This window comes from Azospirillum melinis (assembly GCF_013340935.1).
GTDB classification, from domain to species: Bacteria; Pseudomonadota; Alphaproteobacteria; order Azospirillales; family Azospirillaceae; genus Azospirillum; species Azospirillum melinis.
Map to the genome: position 1 here is coordinate 17,143 of NZ_WHOS01000074.1, position 17,407 is coordinate 34,549.

Annotated in this window: 19 protein-coding genes; 11 read left to right on the plus strand and 8 right to left on the minus strand. The window is 65.8% G+C overall.

Translation table 11 applies throughout. The features are described from left to right. Positions 1-171: 171 nt before the first annotated feature. The gene (locus GBZ48_RS31760; RefSeq protein ID WP_174474660.1) at positions 172-831 is read right to left on the minus strand and encodes a hypothetical protein; all 660 of its coding nucleotides are present in this window, start codon (positions 829-831) and stop codon (positions 172-174) included. A 150-nt stretch (positions 832-981) separates the two neighbouring features. On the opposite strand from GBZ48_RS31760, the gene rfaD reads away from it, so the two are divergent. The 5 genes from rfaD (at position 982) to GBZ48_RS31785 (ending at position 5,987) form a co-directional block, all read left to right on the plus strand. Beyond that, on the plus strand, positions 982-1,968 hold the full coding sequence (rfaD, locus tag GBZ48_RS31765; RefSeq protein ID WP_174474661.1) for an ADP-glyceromanno-heptose 6-epimerase: 987 nt from the start codon (positions 982-984) through the stop codon (positions 1,966-1,968). A gap of 11 nt (positions 1,969-1,979) precedes the next feature. After that, positions 1,980-2,801 carry a prolipoprotein diacylglyceryl transferase gene (lgt, locus tag GBZ48_RS31770; protein WP_174474662.1) on the plus strand — a complete coding sequence of 274 codons (822 nt, stop codon included), beginning with the start codon at positions 1,980-1,982 and terminating at the stop codon, positions 2,799-2,801. 4 nt (positions 2,802-2,805) lie between these two features. Further along, a complete protein-coding gene (locus GBZ48_RS31775; protein ID WP_174474663.1) occupies positions 2,806-3,939 on the plus strand; it encodes a class I SAM-dependent methyltransferase in 1,134 nt (377 codons plus the stop codon). Positions 3,940-4,081: 142 nt separating this feature from the next. Continuing rightward, a complete protein-coding gene (pgeF, locus tag GBZ48_RS31780; RefSeq protein WP_174474664.1) occupies positions 4,082-4,849 on the plus strand; it encodes a peptidoglycan editing factor PgeF in 768 nt (255 codons plus the stop codon). Between the two features lie 202 nt (positions 4,850-5,051). Then, a complete protein-coding gene (locus GBZ48_RS31785; RefSeq protein ID WP_109047245.1) occupies positions 5,052-5,987 on the plus strand; it encodes a ribose-phosphate pyrophosphokinase in 936 nt (311 codons plus the stop codon). A 74-nt stretch (positions 5,988-6,061) separates the two neighbouring features. On the opposite strand, the gene GBZ48_RS31790 is transcribed toward GBZ48_RS31785, so the two are convergent. Then, the gene (locus GBZ48_RS31790; protein WP_174474665.1) at positions 6,062-6,271 is read right to left on the minus strand and encodes a helix-turn-helix domain-containing protein; all 210 of its coding nucleotides are present in this window, start codon (positions 6,269-6,271) and stop codon (positions 6,062-6,064) included. Between the two features lie 93 nt (positions 6,272-6,364). Here GBZ48_RS31790 and GBZ48_RS31795 point away from each other — a divergent pair, with 93 nt between their 5' ends. After that, positions 6,365-7,033, plus strand: a complete 669-nt coding sequence (locus GBZ48_RS31795; protein ID WP_174474666.1) for an XRE family transcriptional regulator — start codon at positions 6,365-6,367, stop codon at positions 7,031-7,033. A 118-nt stretch (positions 7,034-7,151) separates the two neighbouring features. Further along, positions 7,152-7,439, plus strand: coding sequence for a hypothetical protein (locus tag GBZ48_RS31800; RefSeq protein ID WP_174474667.1), 288 nt, complete (start codon positions 7,152-7,154; stop codon positions 7,437-7,439). Between the two features lie 6 nt (positions 7,440-7,445). On the opposite strand, the gene GBZ48_RS31805 is transcribed toward GBZ48_RS31800, so the two are convergent. Next, positions 7,446-7,835, minus strand: coding sequence for a carboxymuconolactone decarboxylase family protein (locus GBZ48_RS31805; RefSeq protein ID WP_174474668.1), 390 nt, complete (start codon positions 7,833-7,835; stop codon positions 7,446-7,448). Between the two features lie 290 nt (positions 7,836-8,125). Here GBZ48_RS31805 and GBZ48_RS31810 point away from each other — a divergent pair, with 290 nt between their 5' ends. Both GBZ48_RS31810 and GBZ48_RS31815 read left to right on the plus strand, forming a co-directional pair. After that, positions 8,126-8,920: a TorD/DmsD family molecular chaperone gene (locus tag GBZ48_RS31810; protein WP_343049750.1), complete on the plus strand. Its 795-nt coding sequence runs from the start codon at positions 8,126-8,128 to the stop codon at positions 8,918-8,920. A gap of 170 nt (positions 8,921-9,090) precedes the next feature. Continuing rightward, positions 9,091-11,229 (plus strand): hybrid sensor histidine kinase/response regulator, encoded by a 2,139-nt coding sequence (locus tag GBZ48_RS31815; protein WP_174474669.1) that lies wholly within the window; start codon positions 9,091-9,093, stop codon positions 11,227-11,229. 17 nt (positions 11,230-11,246) lie between these two features. On the opposite strand, the gene GBZ48_RS31820 is transcribed toward GBZ48_RS31815, so the two are convergent. Then, positions 11,247-11,498 (minus strand): hypothetical protein, encoded by a 252-nt coding sequence (locus GBZ48_RS31820; protein ID WP_174474670.1) that lies wholly within the window; start codon positions 11,496-11,498, stop codon positions 11,247-11,249. 174 nt (positions 11,499-11,672) lie between these two features. Next, positions 11,673-11,897 carry an SMc00767 family acetate metabolism repressor gene (locus GBZ48_RS31825; RefSeq protein ID WP_042443767.1) on the minus strand — a complete coding sequence of 75 codons (225 nt, stop codon included), beginning with the start codon at positions 11,895-11,897 and terminating at the stop codon, positions 11,673-11,675. A gap of 410 nt (positions 11,898-12,307) precedes the next feature. On the opposite strand from GBZ48_RS31825, the gene GBZ48_RS31830 reads away from it, so the two are divergent. Further along, positions 12,308-12,676 (plus strand): hypothetical protein, encoded by a 369-nt coding sequence (locus GBZ48_RS31830; protein WP_211105959.1) that lies wholly within the window; start codon positions 12,308-12,310, stop codon positions 12,674-12,676. Between the two features lie 4 nt (positions 12,677-12,680). Here GBZ48_RS31830 and GBZ48_RS31835 read toward each other — a convergent pair whose 3' ends face one another. The 3 genes from GBZ48_RS31835 to GBZ48_RS31845 are packed head-to-tail and all read right to left on the minus strand — an operon-like array spanning position 12,681 to position 15,375. Then, positions 12,681-13,640: an ABC transporter ATP-binding protein gene (locus GBZ48_RS31835; protein WP_174474671.1), complete on the minus strand. Its 960-nt coding sequence runs from the start codon at positions 13,638-13,640 to the stop codon at positions 12,681-12,683. Then, positions 13,637-14,632 carry an HlyD family secretion protein gene (locus GBZ48_RS31840; RefSeq protein ID WP_174474672.1) on the minus strand — a complete coding sequence of 332 codons (996 nt, stop codon included), beginning with the start codon at positions 14,630-14,632 and terminating at the stop codon, positions 13,637-13,639. Before GBZ48_RS31840 ends, GBZ48_RS31835 begins: the two co-directional genes overlap by 4 nt. Next, on the minus strand, positions 14,629-15,375 hold the full coding sequence (locus GBZ48_RS31845; protein ID WP_174474673.1) for a TetR/AcrR family transcriptional regulator: 747 nt from the start codon (positions 15,373-15,375) through the stop codon (positions 14,629-14,631). Before GBZ48_RS31845 ends, GBZ48_RS31840 begins: the two co-directional genes overlap by 4 nt. Positions 15,376-15,726: 351 nt before the next feature. On the opposite strand from GBZ48_RS31845, the gene nifA reads away from it, so the two are divergent. After that, positions 15,727-17,407 (plus strand): nif-specific transcriptional activator NifA (nifA, locus tag GBZ48_RS31850; protein ID WP_174474674.1); only part of this gene is annotated, 1,681 nt, incomplete at its 3' end.

Consider the following 17,407-nt stretch of genomic DNA (forward strand, 5'->3'; position numbering starts at 1 on the left):
CAGAGGAATCGTAAATATTCCTATCATCACGCACGGCCCAAGGCAAAGGGCCGTGCATTTTTCCTTATTAGGTCTCCATAAAAATCAACACAAAACAGCCATTTTTATTAGCGACTTTGAATAAATGTTGAAGTTGATATTATCTTCAGAATGCTGTATTTTTATCAATTATTAGAGAGAACTCCTGGGGAACGACATCCTTTGCTTCATTCCACTTTCAATGATAGCGCATTTCATTGATGCAATCTCATGAAATTGGACGGCTGCATCTACAGAGTAAGCCGACACGAAGAGAGGAAATATTTCTGTAAAAATATACGCCCAAGCAAATATGGACATTACAGAAAGATAGACCGTTAAGTTTTTTACAATTCCAGCCCATCTCTCAGAAATCTCTGGATGCCTGACAAAATAATTCTTTCTTGATGGCCATAAGTATATCGATGATGCCATAATTAGCGTCATTATCATCCCCAGACCAACGGGAATTGCGGGCCACATAAGAAGATTTACATACAAGCCAAGGGCGGCTAACATGTCTTTTATATAAATAGAAGATGTATAATAAGATTCACAATCTTTATAGTGAAATAATTGCGATGCAGATATCAGCATGCTAAAAATGAATCCAACAGACGCCAGATTGATCCAGAACGCGAAACGCGATATTTCGTCAAAAGTTCTCTTTACCGCATCGATCCTCAGAAAATTTCTAAGCCTTGCATTCATAATGCCAATTATTTTTGCTCTAGCTTTTTTTGTATATTGACGAGACAGAACAAGCGTTTCTTTTTTATTATTGATAAGTCTAAAGGTTGCTTTTTTGGTCATGAAACACCTAATTTGGAAATCTCGGCCAACCTATACCCGTAGAAGTTCAGCTTCCACAAGAGTGCATTGCTCCAGCTGCCAACCTTGCCCCCACCGCCCCACCCGCCTATAAGTCCCCACGAAACGCGTCGAGCAACAGCGGACAGCGCTATGATCGTGGTCACCGGCGGAGCCGGCTTCATCGGGTCCAACCTTGTCGCGGCTCTGGCTGCGCGCGGCATCACCGACGTGGCGGTCGTCGACCGCTTCCGCGAAGGCGAGAAGTGGCAGAACCTCGCCAAGCGCGAGGTCGCGGCCCTGGTGCCGCCCGAGCAGACGCTGGCCTTCCTCGACCAACATGCCGCCGAGATCGACACCGTCTTCCATCTCGGCGCCATCTCCGCGACCACCGAGCGGGACGTCGACAAGATCGTCGCCAACAACGTCGCGCTGACGCTGGATTTGTGGCGCTGGTGTTCCTGGCGCGGCTGCCGGCTGATCTACGCCTCCTCCGCCGCGACCTATGGCGACGGCTCCGCCGGTTTTGACGATGACGGCTCCTGCGACGGGCTGGCGCGGCTGCGGCCGCTGAACGCCTATGGCTGGTCCAAGCATCTGGTCGACCGCCGCATCGCCCGCGCCGTCGCCGGCGGCGACCTCGTGCCGCCGCAATGGGCCGGGCTGAAATTCTTCAACGTCTACGGCCCGAACGAAGCCCACAAGGGCGACATGATGAGCGTGATCGCCAAGCTGCATCCGCAGCTGACGGCCGGCCAGCCGGCGCGCCTGTTCAAGTCGCACAAGGACGGCTTCGAGGATGGCGGCCAGCTGCGCGATTTCATCCATGTCGACGATTGCGTCGCGGTGATGCTGTGGCTCTACGACCATCCCGACGTCAGCGGCCTGTTCAATGTCGGAACCGGCAAGGCCCGCAGCTTCAAGGATCTGGCGCTGGCGACTTTCGCTGCGCTGGGGCTGCCCCCCCGGATTGAGTACTTCGAGATGCCCAAGCATCTGCGCGGCAAATACCAATATTTCACGCAGGCGACGACGGATCGCCTGCGCGCCGCCGGGTTCGACCAGCCCTTCACCGAGCTGGAAGAGGGTGTCCGGCGCTATGTGCAGGATTTCCTGTCGCAGCCCGACCCGTATCGCTGACCGGAGTTCCTATGCTCGCCACCCTGCCTGTCGTGGCCTTCCCCACCATCGACCCGGTCGCCTTTTCCGTCGGCCCGGTCGTCGTCCGCTGGTATGCGCTGGCCTATCTGGCCGGCTTCGTGCTGGGCTGGCGTTATTGCCTGGGGCTGGCGCGGCTCGATCCCGACCGCCGGCCCAACCCCGAGGAGTTCGATGACTTCCTGACCTGGGCGGTGATCGGCACCATCCTGGGCGGGCGGCTCGGCTATGTGCTGTTCTACAATCTGCCCTATTATCTGGAAAACCCGCTGGACGCGGTTCAGGTCTGGCATGGCGGCATGTCCTTCCATGGCGGCATGGTCGGCGTGCTGACCGCCATTGCGCTGTTCTGCCGGCGGCGCGGCATCTCGCCCTTCGTCTTCGGCGACATCATCGCCGCCTGTGCGCCCATCGGGCTGTTCTTCGGCCGCATCGCCAACTTCATCAATGGCGAGCTTTATGGCCGGCCGGCCCCCGATTTTGCTTACGCCATGGTGTTCCCGCGCGACCCGTTGCAGGTGCCACGCCATCCCAGCCAGCTCTACGAGGCGGCCCTGGAAGGCGTGGTCCTGTTCATCCTGCTGGCGATTGCCATCCGCAGCCCGGCGCTGCGCAACCGGCCGGGCACGATTGGCGGACTGTTCCTGATCGGCTACGGCCTGTCGCGCATCACGGTTGAGTTCTTCCGCGAACCCGACCCGCAGCTGGGCTTCCTGTTCGCCGGCGCCACGATGGGGCAGCTGCTGTCGCTGCCGATGCTGGCAATCGGCCTGTGGCTGGTCCTGCGCGGCCGGCGCCACGCCATCCCGGCCTGACGCCATGGCGGACGAAAGCGCCGGTCCGGAAACGCTGGCCCGCCTGCTGGCCCGCCGCATCGTCATGGACGGACCGATCAGCGTCGGCGCCTTCATGGCGGAGGCGCTGGGCCATCCGCGCTTCGGCTATTACATGCGCCGCGACCCGTTCGGCAGCGGCGGCGACTTCACCACCGCGCCGGAAATCAGCCAGATGTTCGGCGAGCTGGTCGGGCTTTGGTGCGTCGACAGCTGGGCAAGGCTGGGCGGTCCCGGCCCCTTCCATCTGGTGGAGCTGGGTCCCGGCCGCGGCACGCTGATGGCCGACGTGCTGCGGGCGGCGGCGGTGCTGCCGCTGTTCCGCGACAACGCCACCGTCCATCTGGTGGAAACCAGCCCATCCCTGCGGGAGCGGCAGCGCCAGACGCTGCACCCCATCCTGGGGGACGCGGTCCACTGGCATGACCGGCTGGAGGATGTGCCGGACGGTCCGACCATCCTGATCGCCAACGAGTTCTTCGACGCCCTGCCGATCCGTCAGGTGCAGAAGACCAACTATGGCTGGTTCGAGCGGCTGGTCGATATCGAGCCCGACAGCACCGAGGATGATTCGCGCTTCCGCTTCGTGCTGGAGGCTTTCGGCAGTTCCGGGAACCGACTGGTGCCGGACGCCTTGCGTGAGGCGCCCGACGGCAGCGTGGTCGAGGTCTCTCCCGCCTCACAGGCGGTGGCGCGGCTGATCGGCGCCCGGCTGGCGGCGGCACCCGGTGCGGCGCTGGCCATCGACTATGGTCACGCCCACGGCCCGGCCGTCGGCGACACGCTGCAAGCGATGCGGCGCCATGCCTACGCCCCGGTGCTGGAGGCGCCGGGCGAAGCCGACCTGACGGCCCATGTCGATTTCGCCGCAATCGCCGCCGCGGCGCGGGAGGGCGGCGCCCAATCCTTCGGCCCGGTCGAACAGGGGGAATGGCTGACCCGGATGGGCATACGCCAGCGCGCATCCGCCCTGGCGGCAAAGGCCAGCCCGGCCCAGGCGCAGGACATCCGAAGCGCGCTGGACCGCTTGATCGATCCCGCGCAAATGGGCAGGCTGTTCAAACTGGTCGCGTTTGCCACGCCCGGAGCCTTCGCCGACTCTCCCCCGGCCGGCTTCTGACCGGCGGACGCGGAAACCGGGTCAGAGACACCGCACCATAACCGCCAGAAACACAATCCGGGCGGACCGTGCATCGCGTCCCCTGCCCTGTCGGGCATAATTGCCGGGCATGGGGGCAACAAAACAGGGAAGGACGGCGTTCGTGATCACACTCGGCGCGCTGAACGACATCACCCACATCCGACACGCCTTTTTCACCCGCACCGGCGGGGTGTCCACCGGGCTCTACGCCTCGCTGAACTGCGGACTGGGGTCCAACGACTCCGCCGCGGCGGTGCATGAGAACCGCGCCCGCGCCGCCGCGCGTATGGAGGTGACGCCCGCCAACCTCGTCACCTGCCATCAGGTCCACAGCCCGACCTGCGTGGTGGTGGAAGAGCCCTGGACTCCGGAAACGGCACCGAAGGCGGACGCCATGGCGACCCGGCAGTCGGGGATCGCGCTGGGCATCCTGACCGCCGACTGCGCGCCCGTCCTGTTCGCCGACAGCAAGGCGCGGGTGATCGGCGCCGCCCATGCCGGCTGGAAGGGCGCCAAGGGCGGTGTGATCGAGGCGACCGTCGCCCGCATGGTCGAGCTGGGCGCCAAGCCGAACCGGATCGTCGCCTGCATCGGTCCCTGCATCGCCCAGCGCTCCTACGAGGTGGGACCGGAATTCCCGACCCCGTTCGAGGAGGAGGATCCGCGCAACCGCGATTACTTCGCCCCCGCGCGCAAGCCCGGCCATTTCCTGTTCGATCTGGCGGCCTACGTCACCCGCCGGCTGGGCGACTCCGGCGTCACGGTGATCCAGCGCTGCCCCAACGATACGGTGGCCGAGGAGGATCGCTTCTTCAGTTATCGCCGCTCCTGCCTTCGGGGAGAGGCGGATTACGGCCGCGGCCTTTCGGCCATCGTCCTGCAGAACTGAAACGGCGCAAACGGGTGGGCGGAACGGCCATGGTCATGCCGCCCGCGCAGGGCGGCATTCCCCAATGGGGAAAGACCCGACCGTCATGGAACGTTTACATGGGGCCGACCCTTTGTTATGGTCCGCCCCGTTTTCAAGGGGCGCCGGCGCGCAAGCGGCGAACGTGCCTTGAGCCGTTTCCCTGCAAAGAGAGCCGACCCCGATGAAGGTGCTTGCCGGCAACAGCAACCGTCCGCTGGCCGAGGCGATCTCCACCTGTCTCGGCGTGCCGCTGACCAAAGCCAGCGTCCGCCGTTTCTCCGACATGGAGGTTTTCGTCGAGATCCTGGAGAACGTGCGCGGCGAGGACGTGTTCGTCGTCCAGTCGACCTCGTTCCCGGCCAACGACAACCTGATGGAACTGCTGGTGACGATCGATGCGCTTCGGCGCGGGTCGGCCCGGCGCATCACGGCGGTCATCCCCTACTATGGCTACGCCCGCCAGGATCGCAAGACCGGCCCGCGCACGCCGATCTCGGCCAAGCTGGTCGCCAACCTGATCACCCAGGCCGGCGCCAACCGTGTGCTGACGATGGACCTGCACGCAGGCCAGATCCAGGGTTTCTTCGACATCCCCACCGACAACCTGATGGCCGCCCCGGTCTTCGAGAAGGACATCCGCCAGTCCTTCGAGAACATCGGCGAGGTCACCATCGTGTCGCCGGACGTCGGTGGCGTGGTGCGCGCCCGCGCGCTGGCCAAGCGCCTGGACGCCGATCTGGCGATCATCGACAAGCGGCGTGAGCGCGCCGGCGTGTCGGAGGTGATGAATATCATCGGCGATGCCGACGGCCGCCGCTGCATCCTGATCGACGACATCGTCGACTCGGGCGGCACGCTGTGCAACGCCGCCGTCGCCCTGATGGAAGCCGGTGCCAAGTCGGTCCACGCCTTCTGCACCCACGGTGTCCTGTCCGGCGGTGCGGTCGCCCGCGTCGCCGTGTCGCCGCTGGAGCAGCTGGTCACCACCGACAGCATCCAGGCGACCGAGGCGGTGCGCGTGTCGCGCAACATCCGCCAGCTGACCATCGCCCCCCTGCTCGCCGAGGCCATCATGCGCATCAGCGAAGAGCGGTCGGTGTCGAGCCTGTTCTCGTAAGAACAGCAGCGTTACAGGAAGGGCCCTTTCCCACCGGGAGAGGGCCTTTTTTGTTGCGTGCGTTCTGTGCTTCATCACCCCGGCCCCTGCCCGTCACCCAACCCATGGAAGTCGTTCGCCGTCACCTGTCCGCCGGTGGATGCCGCGATTCGGGCCATCACGGCGGGACGGGGAACGCGGCGGCCATGGCGGTAACGGTTGACCGTTGCCTGGCTCGTCCCGATCAGGGCGGCAAAGGCCTCTTCCTTGGTTGCGGTCCGGTTGAGCCAATCGTCGAGCGTCATGCCGCAATGGTTTAGACCAGGCAGGCTTCTGCGCGCAACTGGATTTATTCCGTTGCGATGGACTTTCCGAAGCCGTTTTGGTATGAACGGCTCATGACCACAATGCGCGAACTGCGGCAGGCCGCCGGGCTGAGCCAGGAAAAGCTGGCCGAGATGGCCGGCACCTCCCAGCCACAGATCAACAAGCTGGAAACCGGCCAGCGCAAGTTGACCGTCGACTGGGCGGTCAAGCTGGCCGGGCCGTTGGGCGTCGAGCCGGCGGTTCTGCTCGGTCTCGACGGGCCGGCCGCCGCGACGGCCCAGACGGCTTCCATGCGCCCAGCCCGCTCGTCGCTTCCGCCGCTCCTCCGCACAGCACCGCTTCCGCAGGCGCAGGCTGCGGCGTCGATGCCGGTGCGGGCGGCGGCGCGCGGCGGCGTGGATCAGGAAATGTTTTTGGAAGACGGCCCCATCGACTGGATCGCCCGGCCCGATTACCTGAAGAACGCGCGTGATCCCTACGCCATGTATGTGGTCGGCGACTCGATGATGCCGCGTTTCCGCCCGGCGCAACTTCTACACGTCAACCCGCACAAGCCGCCGGCAGCGGGGTCCGGTGTGGTGGTGGTCAAATGCAACAAGGCGGTGCTGGTGAAGGAGTTCGTAAGGCGAGGCCCCGACATGGTGATCCTGCGCGAATACCGGCCGGCCGACCGCGAGTTTCCCGTTCCGCTGGAAGAGATAGACACACTGCACACCGTGGTCGGCTTGCAGGAGCCCTGAGCGGCATACCGCAACGGTATCGGTTTTTTCTGGTTTAAATAGTCCATTATGGACTATTCCTTCGTTCGGCGAAGCGACGGACATCTCCGGCGCACCACAGTCGATCAAGGAGAAGGCCATGCCCCAGCTCTATCCACGCTTCCATCCCGGCCCGTCGGGCGGGCGGCTCGACAGCTTCAGCGAGCGCGGCGCCCACGAACTGGCCCGCCGCATCCGCGCCGCCTGGGCCAACATCGGCTGGGACGTGGAGGTGCGGGTGGAGCGCATCGCCAGTGAAGAGTTGGGCGACGGCCGCAGCACCGCCCACTTCACCGTTCGCAGCGACCTGATCAACGGCCTGCCCCAGCGCCGCCTGTCCCAGCGCCGACCGGACGAGGCGGCACGGGTGCTGCCGCGCGCCGCCTGATGCGGCTCACTTCAGCCGCTCGTCCAACTCGACCTGATAGCCGACGGCGAGGCGGTTGGTCTCGTTCGCCATGCCCACCACCGCAATCAGTTCGCCGAACTGCGCGTCGGTCATGCCCAGACGCCGCGCCGCCGCCTCATGCGAGCGGATGCAATACTGGCAGTTGTTGGTGACGCTGACCGCGACAAAGATCATTTCCTTGACCAGCGGGTCAAGCGCACCGGGCGCCATCACCTCCTTCAGGCTTTCCCAGGTCCGTGCCAGGGTCGGCGGATGGTGGGCGACCGCCTTCCAGAAATTGTTCACGTCGGGGACGTTGCGTGCTGCCTTGATGTCGTCGTAGATGGCGCGGACCTCCGGGGTGGCATCGGCCTGTTCGATCAGGGGAAGCGGCATGGCGGTGGGAACTCCTGCGGGGGACGGTGACTTGCGATAAGGCAGGACATCGTGTCGCAAGGCAACTGCCGGTCCACGTCTTTCCCCCGTCCATCGGCCAAGTTGACCAATGCTTGTCCCGCTGGTAGTAGAGACTTGCAACAGATCGCGCAAACGTTCGGACGAACAATCCGCCTGGAAACCGCGGCGTTGGAAGAAATCCATAAGACACGAAATCCATTCGTGCAGCGTTCCCATGCGGTCCGGCCCCGGCACATGTCCGATCCGGCCCGAATGCCGGGAGGAACAGCGTGGACAGCACGGTTCTAGAGGCCGCCTTGCCACCCCATCGTCAGGACGGCCATCATAAGGATGGTGCCGGCATCGCAAGTGCCCCCGTTCCCAACATTCTCGATCTGGCCGCCTCATCCCAGGGCCTGCGTCTTCTCGTCCGCCTGCATGCCGAAGAACCGACCGCCGGCTTGCTGGAGACGTTGCGGCAGGATCCGGTCGGCCGCGGTCCGCTGGCGCTCGACCGTGACGACTCCCAGCAGGCCGCCGCCCTGGTGGACGAGGTGGTGAGCGATCTGCCGGAACGGATCACCCGCCGCAGCCTCGCCCCGCTGGTCGCCGATTTCGCCGCCATCCACATCAACGGCGGGCTGCGGGCCTGTCCGACCGAAGGTCCGTGGCTGGAGGAGAGGTTGCGGGACGATGCCGCCGCCTCCCTGCTGCGCTGGCGCACCGGCCTGGAAACGGAACTGCGCCTGCCGCCGCTGGACCGGCTGCCGGACGACCATGCCGCGGCGGAGCTGGCCGTTCTCGCCGCGCTGCTCGACCGCGGGCGCACGCTCGACGCCGTCCGCTTCCTCGACCGCCACCCGCTGCGCTGGATGCCGGATTTCTGCAGCCGCGTCGCAACCCGTTGCCGCGAACCCTTCTTCGCTGGCATCGCCATCCTCACCAATGCCCATCTCGACGATCTGCGGGACCGGTTGGGCGATCTGTGCGGGCTGCCCCGCCCGGCCGATGACGGTTCCGATGTCCGCCGCCGCCGACGCTGGACGGAAGGGCGCTTTCCCCGCGCCTGCACCTGCGATCCGTAAACGGCCGAACTGCGATCCGCCGTCGCCACCCTGCCTTAAAGTCAGAGTTGCCCACCCTTCGATGCTTCGGCCATGGTGACCGGAACGGGGTTCGACCAACGGTCTGCCCAGTGGTCTGTCCTGTGCCGCCGATGGCCGGCAAGGTTCCTTAGTCCTGGCAATGGTTGGTGATGCCCGTTCGCAACCTCGACAGTCGGACCGACCGCAGGGGGGCCCTGCGCCTTCTGCGCCTGCTGCTGGCTGTGTCGGTCGCGCTGCCGCTCGTGCTGTTCGCCGGCATCGGCTGGCGCGAGCGATGGGAGGCTCAGGACGAGGCAGAACGGAACAGCAGCAAGAACGCCCTGATCCTGCACGAACATGTGCTGAAGGTGTTCGATACCATGTCCCAGGTTCTGGACCGGGTGGACGAGCGCATCCATGGACACAGCTGGCGCGAGATCGCCGAGTCGGAGCCGCTGCACCGCTATCTGAAGACGCTGGCAGGCGAGCTTGAGCAGATCGGCGCCATCGGCCTGACCGATCCCGACGGGTTCGTGCGCAACTCCAGCCTCGTCTTCCCCGCACGCAACAGCTACATCGGCGACCGCACGGATTTCCGGGAGCAGCGGGAACAGGATTCCGGCCTGCTCATCGCCGGCCCTGTCGTCGACCCCACCAGCGGCAAGCCCAGCTTCGGCATCAGCCGGCGTCGCAGCAGTCCCGGCGGTCCCGACGGCAGTTTCGACGGGATGATCGCCGCCATCGTCGATCCGGATTATTTCGCCAGCTACTACCGGCGGATCATCGGCACGGAAGGGGAATCCATCGCACTGATCCGTGACGACGGCGCGATGCTGATGCGCTTCCCGACCCTGGACCCGACACGGCCGAACGCGACGCTGCCAACCCTGCCTGCCGACCGCGGCCTGCGCGCCGAGATCCGCCGCCAGCCGGACGAGGGAATTTTCCGCACCGGCAACAGCATCGTGCAGGGGCTGGAGCGCGTGTTCGCCTACAAGCGGGTCGGCGCCTTCCCGATCTACGTCGTCTATGGGCTGGACGGGACGCAGGTCACCCGGTCCTGGTGGCGCAACATGGCTCTGGACGCCGCCTTCGTCGCTCCGGCGACGCTGGCGCTGGCGCTCCTCGCCTGGCTCGCCTACAGCCGCGCCGCCTCCGAAAACGCTGCGGTCCGGCGCTGGGCGGATGAGGTGCGCAACCGCGAAAGGCTGGAAGAGGCGCTGCGCCAGAGCCAGAAGATGGAGGCGCTGGGCCAGTTGACCGGCGGGGTGGCGCATGACTTCAACAATCTGCTGACCGCAGCGCTCGCCAACCTGCATCTGCTGGCCCGCCATCTGCCGGCCGACGGCCAGCGCTTCCTGGCCGGGGCGCGGACTGCGCTGGAGCGGGCGGAGAAGCTGACCCGGCAACTGCTGTCCTTTTCGCGCCAGGATGCCGTCAACCCGACGGTGGTCGATCTGGGCGACAGCCTGCGCCGGATGGCCGACCTTATGGAACGCTCCGTCCGGGCGGACGTCGTGCTGGGGTGGGACATCGCCCCGGTGCCGATGGCGATCGCCGTCGATCAGGTGCAGTTGGAAATGGCAGTGCTGAACCTGGTGTTGAACGCCCGCGATGCCATGCGCGGCGGCGGACGCATCCGCATCGCCGCTGCGCCCGGTCCGGAGCCGCGCACCGCCCGCATCAAGGTTTCCGACTCCGGCGCCGGCATGCCGCCCGAGGTGCTGGCCCGCGCCTTCGACCCCTTCTTCACCACCAAGGGGGTCGGCAAGGGGACGGGGCTCGGCCTGTCGATGGTCTATGGATTCGCCCGCCAGTCCGGCGGCAGCGCCACCATCGACAGCCGGCCCGGCGAGGGCACGCATGTGTGCATCGACCTGCCGCTGACCGACGCCCGGCCGGAGGAGCCGGCCACTGTCCCGGCGGCCCCGGTCGCGGACATCCGCCCGCTGCGCATCCTGGTGGTGGAGGACAATCCGCTGGTGCTGATGGCCACGGTGGAAGGACTGACCCAGGAAGGCTTCTCGGTCGAGACCGCGGAAGACGGCGTCACGGCGCTGGCTCTGCTGGAGACCGACCGAAACTTCGATCTTGTGGTGTCGGACGTCGTGATGCCGGGCGGCGTTTCCGGGATCGACCTTGCCCGCCACATCCGCGAACACTGGCCGCAGCTGCGGGTCCTGCTGGCCTCCGGCTACAGCCCCGAATCGCTGGCCACCATGGGCGCCGACACCGCATCGGTGCTGGCGAAGCCCTTCACCCCCAACCAGCTGGCGGCAAGAATCCGGTCGCTGACCCGGACCGGGTGACGGTGCGGCGGACGGGATCAGGTAAGCGCGCTGACGAACATCGGCGTCCACAGCGCCATGCACCACACCAGGCCAAGGCACAGGCCACGGGTCAGATCGTCGAAGGTCGGCTGCTCCAAGCGGTTCAGCTTCCACATCGCGTTGACTTCGCCCGGCGTCAGCGGCCGGTCGCCGAACTCGGTGTCGGGATCGAAATCGGACTGAACCGTACGGCGATCGGTCTGCTCACGGCTGGCGGCTGCGCGCCGTTCGGGGTCGCGTGACAGCATGGCTGGGGCCTCGCATCGATAGCGGAATGCCCAACAAGTTTGTGCCCGCCGCCGCCGGCGACCAGCCTTCCTTCCGTCCACGCCGGAATTTTGTCGACATACGAAAAAAGGCCGCCATCCGCTGGACGGATGCGGCCTTTTCGCCAAGCGTCCGGCCGGATCGGCCGGAATGGATCACTTGCCGGGACGGATCACCGGGGTGAGCTGATCGCCCCAGTTGCCGGTCTCGTTGTGGTAGCGGGCGGTACGCATCAGCTCGACCGTCACGCCGGCCTCGACCGCCTTGACGACGGCGTCGTTCAGGCGGTGCAGGTTGTTGGCGACGATGCGGATGGCGCTTTCCTGCTCCGGCGTCAGTTCCGACCGGTCATCCGGCGGCGCGTCCTTGAAACCCGACATGCGTTGTTCCTTCCCCTGGATTGGGACCGCCCCGGCGGGACCGGCTGCGGTCCAGAACTTGGTCATGATCTTGACCGGCCTTTTCGGCCGGTTCTCATCATGTACCACATTGTGTGCGCCGCGACAAAGAGCACGACGCGCCAAGCGCTTGCGACCATTGGCCTCTTGCAACCGGCAAACCGATGCTGAGTCCCTGGCCCGCCGGCAATTGACACCCCGACGTTGCGAAGGCATCAGCCTGCAGAAGGTGCCATCCATACCCACGCGCGGCCAAAGGTTGTTTTCTTACAGACGAAAGAAATAATGCTTCAGTGTTGCAATAAACTCTTGGGTTAACTCAATGGTTGACTATCCTCGATTGCGATGCACAGATTTCACCACGATCCAATTTTTCCCTCACGGAGATCATCTTGAAGAACGTTGCTGCCAAGGCCCTTCTCGTTGCGTCCTCGCTGTTTCTGATGCATGGCGCGGCGTTTGCCGGCCAGCAGGACTTCACGATCGTCAACAAGACCGGCTACCCGCTGAAGCACATCTACGTTTCCGAGAACAACAACAACAGCTGGGACGAGGACATTCTCGGCCGCGACGTCCTGAACGACGGCGAGTACTTCGAGGTTGCCTTTGCCAAGGCTGAGACCACCTGCAAGTGGGACATGAAGGTCGTCTATGACGACGGCGAGTCGGCGGTGTGGCAGGGGCTGAACCTTTGCCAGCTCTCCAAGCTGACGCTGAAGTGGAACAAGAACACCGGCGTCACCTCGGCCCAGACCGAGTAATCCGTCACCGGAAATTGTCGGTGCTGCGGTTCATCAGGTGGATGAAGACGTCTTCCAGCGTCGGTTCCGTCGCGGTGATCCGCAGCTCCGGCTGCCCCATCCAGGGGGCGAGCGCCCGGTCCAGGGTTGAGGCGTCGGTTCCGCTGACATGCAGGCGGCTGCCGAAAACCGCCACCATTTCCACTCCCGGCTGACCATCCAGTGCCGCGGCAATGCGGTGCAGGCCATTGCCTGCGACCAGACGGGTGTGCAGGCCCGACCCGGCAATCACCTGATCGACCGTTCCGTGCGTCATCAGCGTGCCGTAGGCGATGTAGGCGATGCGGTGACAGCGTTCCGCCTCGTCCATATAATGGGTGCTGACCAGAACCGTCAGCCCCTCACCGGCCAGCCGGTGAATCTCATCCCAGAATTCCCGCCGCGCCTTGGGATCGACACCCGCCGTCGGTTCGTCCAGCAGCAGCAGCTTCGGCTCGTGCAGGATGCAGGCGGCCAGCGCCAAGCGCTGCTTCCAGCCGCCGGACAACTCCCCCGCCAACTGCGTACGACGGTTGGACAGGCCCAGCCGGTCAAGCGCCTCCACCACCCGCCGCCGCCGGTCGGGCAGGCCATACATGCGGGCGACGAAGTCCAGATTCTCGGCGATGCTCAGATCCTCCCAGAAACTGAACTTCTGGGTCATGTAGCCGACCTGCCGCTTGATCGCCGCGCTATGCCGCCGGATGTCGAGGCCAAGGCAGGTGCCCTCCCCCGCATCGGGGGTCAACAGTCCGCACAGCAGCCGGATCGTGGTGGTCTTGCCCGACCCGTTGGGGCCGAGAAAGCCGTAGATCTCGCCGGTTTCCACCCGGATCGACACATCGTCGACCACGGTCTTGCTGCCGAAGCGCTTGACCAGACCGCGCACGTCGATGGCCGGGCCGGCATTGGCCGCAGAGCTTTCCGCCGAGCTGTCCACCGTCATTGCCCCGTCCCCGCCGGCCGGACATCCGCCAACCAGACATCGACCGGCAGCCCCGGGTTCAGCGGCCGGCCCGATGCCGTCTCCATCCGGGCTTCCATCCGGAAGACCAGCTTCTCCCGACTGCCGACGCTGTAGATCACCGGCGGGGTGTATTCCGCTTGCGAGGCGATCCGCGTCACCCGTGCGGACAGGCCGGGCGGGCAGCCGTCGCAGCGCACCGACAGGGCGCCGCCCGGCACCACCCCCGCCAAGGCGGTTTCCGGGACGAACAGCACCAGCTTCACCCGCTCCGGCGGCAGGAGCGACACCACCGGGGAGCCGGCCGGCACCCACTCGCCGGGATTGTACAGCGTGTCCTCGACCAGGGCCGCCGCCGGGGCGACGGGAGCCAGATCGGCCAGCCTCCGCTCCGCCTGGGCAAGCGCCGCCTCCGCCTGGGTCACCGTTTCGTCGGCAGCCCGCAACTGTTCGGGCCGGGCCGGCAAGGCGGCGACCGCCAATTGGGCATCCGCCTCCGCCAGTTGGCCACGGTCGCGGTCGAAGGCGGCGCGCGCCTGATCGAGTTTGTCCGGGGATGAGACCTTGCGGGCGACCAACTCCTGCTGGCGGGCCAGTTCGGCGGTGGAATAGCGCAGCGCCGCCTCCGCCCGCGCCCTCTGCGCGGTCAGCACCGCCACCTCCTGCACCCGCTTGCCGGTGGCAAGGTCGGCGCGCTGTGCCCGCGCCTGGGCCAGCGCCGCCGCCAGCCGGTCGCGCTCGGCCCTGGCGGTGGCACGGTCGATGGCGAACAGCGGCGCTCCTGCCGCCACCTGTGCCCCGCGGGCGACCGACAGGCTTTCCAGCATGCCGGCGCTGGGGGCGGCGATGCGCAGATACTCTCCCTCGACATAGCCATGGGCGAGCGGCGGTGTCCCGCCGGCCGCGATGGGCAGCCCCACCGCAAGAGCGATGGCCGCCAGCCCGTCCAGAAGGCTTCCGAGAAATCCGCTCATGGCGCATCCTCCCCCACTCCTGTCCGCCCTGTCCCCCCTGTCCGAAGATCCGCATCACGCAGCAGCGCAAGGCGCAGGTTGGCGATGTGGACCTCCACCAGCGCCGCCACATCCATGGGCGGTTCGCCATCGACCCCGTCGAAGGAGGTTCGCCACACGGCGCTCATCAGCAGCGGTGCGACGATCAGACGCACGCTGGGATCGAGCTCCATCGGACGGAACTCTCCGCTCTCCATGCCGCGCCGCAACAGGCCCCCGAGCACACCGAAGCCGCGGCGGATCACCTCGCGGTGGTAGAAGGCGGCAAGCTCGGGGAAATTGCCGGCCTCGGCGATCACCAGCCGTGGGATCACCGCCATGCGCGTCGTGGCGATCAGCCGCGCCACCATGCGCAGCAGCCGCTCCAGCACCGGAAAGCACGGTCCGCCGGCCGAGGCGACCAACGCTTCGGCCTGTTGCAGGTTCGGCAGGATGGCGGCACGGATCACGGCCTTGAACAGCTCCTCCTTGCTGGAAAAGTAGAGATAGAGCGTGCCCTTGCTGACCCCGGCGCGAGCCGCCACCTCCTCCAGCCGCGCAGCGGCGAAACCGCGGTCGGCGAAGACCTCCATCGCGGCGGCGACGATCTCCTGCGGCCGGGCGTCCTTGCGGCGGCGCCAGCGCGGCGGTTCGCCGGATGCAGCGGGAACGGAGGTTAGATCGGGGCCAGAACCATGAGGAGAATCGGACTTTCGGGAGGGCATGGCGCACCTCTCTTTATAACTGACCAGTCAGTCATTAACATGGAAAAGCCATTCCACCAATGGCTAAGGTCATTGTGCGCCGCAATAGAATCTATGCAAAAGGTCTTGCCTTTCGGCGAGCAGTCACGGACACTTTCCACCGGCTGGCAGCGTACGAACGGAGTCGCGGCCATGCCCGGCCTGGAAGACGGGCTCCAAAACAGGACATGAACGGCAGGGCCGGACCAACGGCCGCCGCGGTTTTCGGGGGGTACGGATCAAGGCGCTGACGCCGGGACCCGACGGCTTGCGATGCCTGGACTCTCCCGTCCGGCATTGGCCCGGGTCCCCAGCCGAGCGAGGGGATCGAACATGCCGAGTGCTGCCCAGTCCGCGTCATCCTCCAGCCTGGAGCTGCTGACGATCTACGAGGTCAGCAAGATCCTCGGGTCGTCGCTGGATCTGGAACAGACCCTGCGCGAGGTGCTGCGGGCGCTGTCCTACCAGCTGCAGATGCATCGCGGCCGTGTCTATCTTCAGGGCGAGGACGGCGCTCTGCGCCTCGTCGCCGCGCAGGGCCTGCCCAAGGACTCGCCGGCGCAGGAGATCGACTACAACCAGGGCGAAGGCATCAGCGGCCGCATCCTGAAGACCGGCATGCCGGCCGTCGTGCCCAACCTCGCCGAGGAGCCGCTGTTCAACAACCGCTCCGGCGGGCGGGACGATCTGGACGAGCAGGTGGCCTCGCTTGTCGGCGTGCCGATCAAGGCGGCCGGTGCCGTCATCGGCGTGCTGACCATCGACCGCATCTCCGACGACGGCCCCAGCGGTCATTTCGGCTCCGATGTCCGATTCCTGACCATGGTCGCCAACCTGATCGGCCAGACCGTGCGCCTGCACCGCACGGTGGCGGAAGAGCGGCGCTTCATGATGCGCGAGACCTTCCGCGTCCAGAAGGAGCTGCGGCCGGTGGTGGCGCCGGTCAACGATGTGGTCTGCACCAGCCCCAACATGGTCGACGTGCTGGCCCAGGTGCACCGGGTGGCGCCCTTCAAGTCGACCGTGCTGATCCGCGGCGAGAGCGGCACCGGCAAGGAGCTGATCGCGCGCGCCATCCACAATCTGTCGCCGCGCAAGGATGCCCCCTTCATCCGCGTCAACTGCGCTGCATTGCCCGAATCGCTGCTGGAATCGGAGCTGTTCGGCCACGAGAAGGGATCTTTCACCGGGGCGCAGAAGGACCACAAGGGCCGGTTCGAGCTGGCCTCCGGCGGCACGCTGTTCCTGGACGAGATCGGCGACATCTCCTCCAACTTCCAGGCCAAGCTGCTGCGCGTGTTGCAGGAGCAGGAGTTCGAGCGGGTTGGCGGATCGAAAACGATCAAGACCGACGTGCGGCTGATCTGCGCCACCAACCTGAACCTCGAAGAGGCTGTCGGCCACGGCAAGTTCCGCGCCGATCTGTATTTCCGCATTAACGTGGTGACCATCCACCTGCCGCCGCTGCGCGAACGGCGCGGCGACATCGCCATGCTGGCCAAGCATTTCGTCGGCAAGTTCGGCCGCGACAACGGCCTCAATCTGGACATCGCCCCGGACGCGCTGGAGGTGCTGAACCGCTGCACCTGGCCCGGCAACGTGCGCGAGTTGGAGAACTGTATCGAGCGGGCGGCGACCCAGTGCCGCAACGGCACCATCCGCGTGCCCGACCTGTCCTGCAGCATGAATCTCTGCAACTCTTCGGTTCTGTTCCAGTACCGCACCATGGGCGCCGCCGTCGGCGGACTGGCACCGTCGATGAGCGGAACGCCAACGAACCCGTCGGTCGCGCCTTCCGCGCCGGGGCGCCCCCAGACACCTGCCATGCCGCCGGCGATGCCGGCCCCAGCCAACGGCACGGCGCATGGAGCAGCCAACGGAGCACCCAACGGAGCACAGTGGCCGGCCTGCGCGTCGGGCTGCGGGGCCGGACCGATGCCGGTCTGCGGCGCCTCGAAACCGCTGCCGCCCTCGGCCATCGTCCCCCTGCCCACCCCCCAGCCGGCGGCATGGC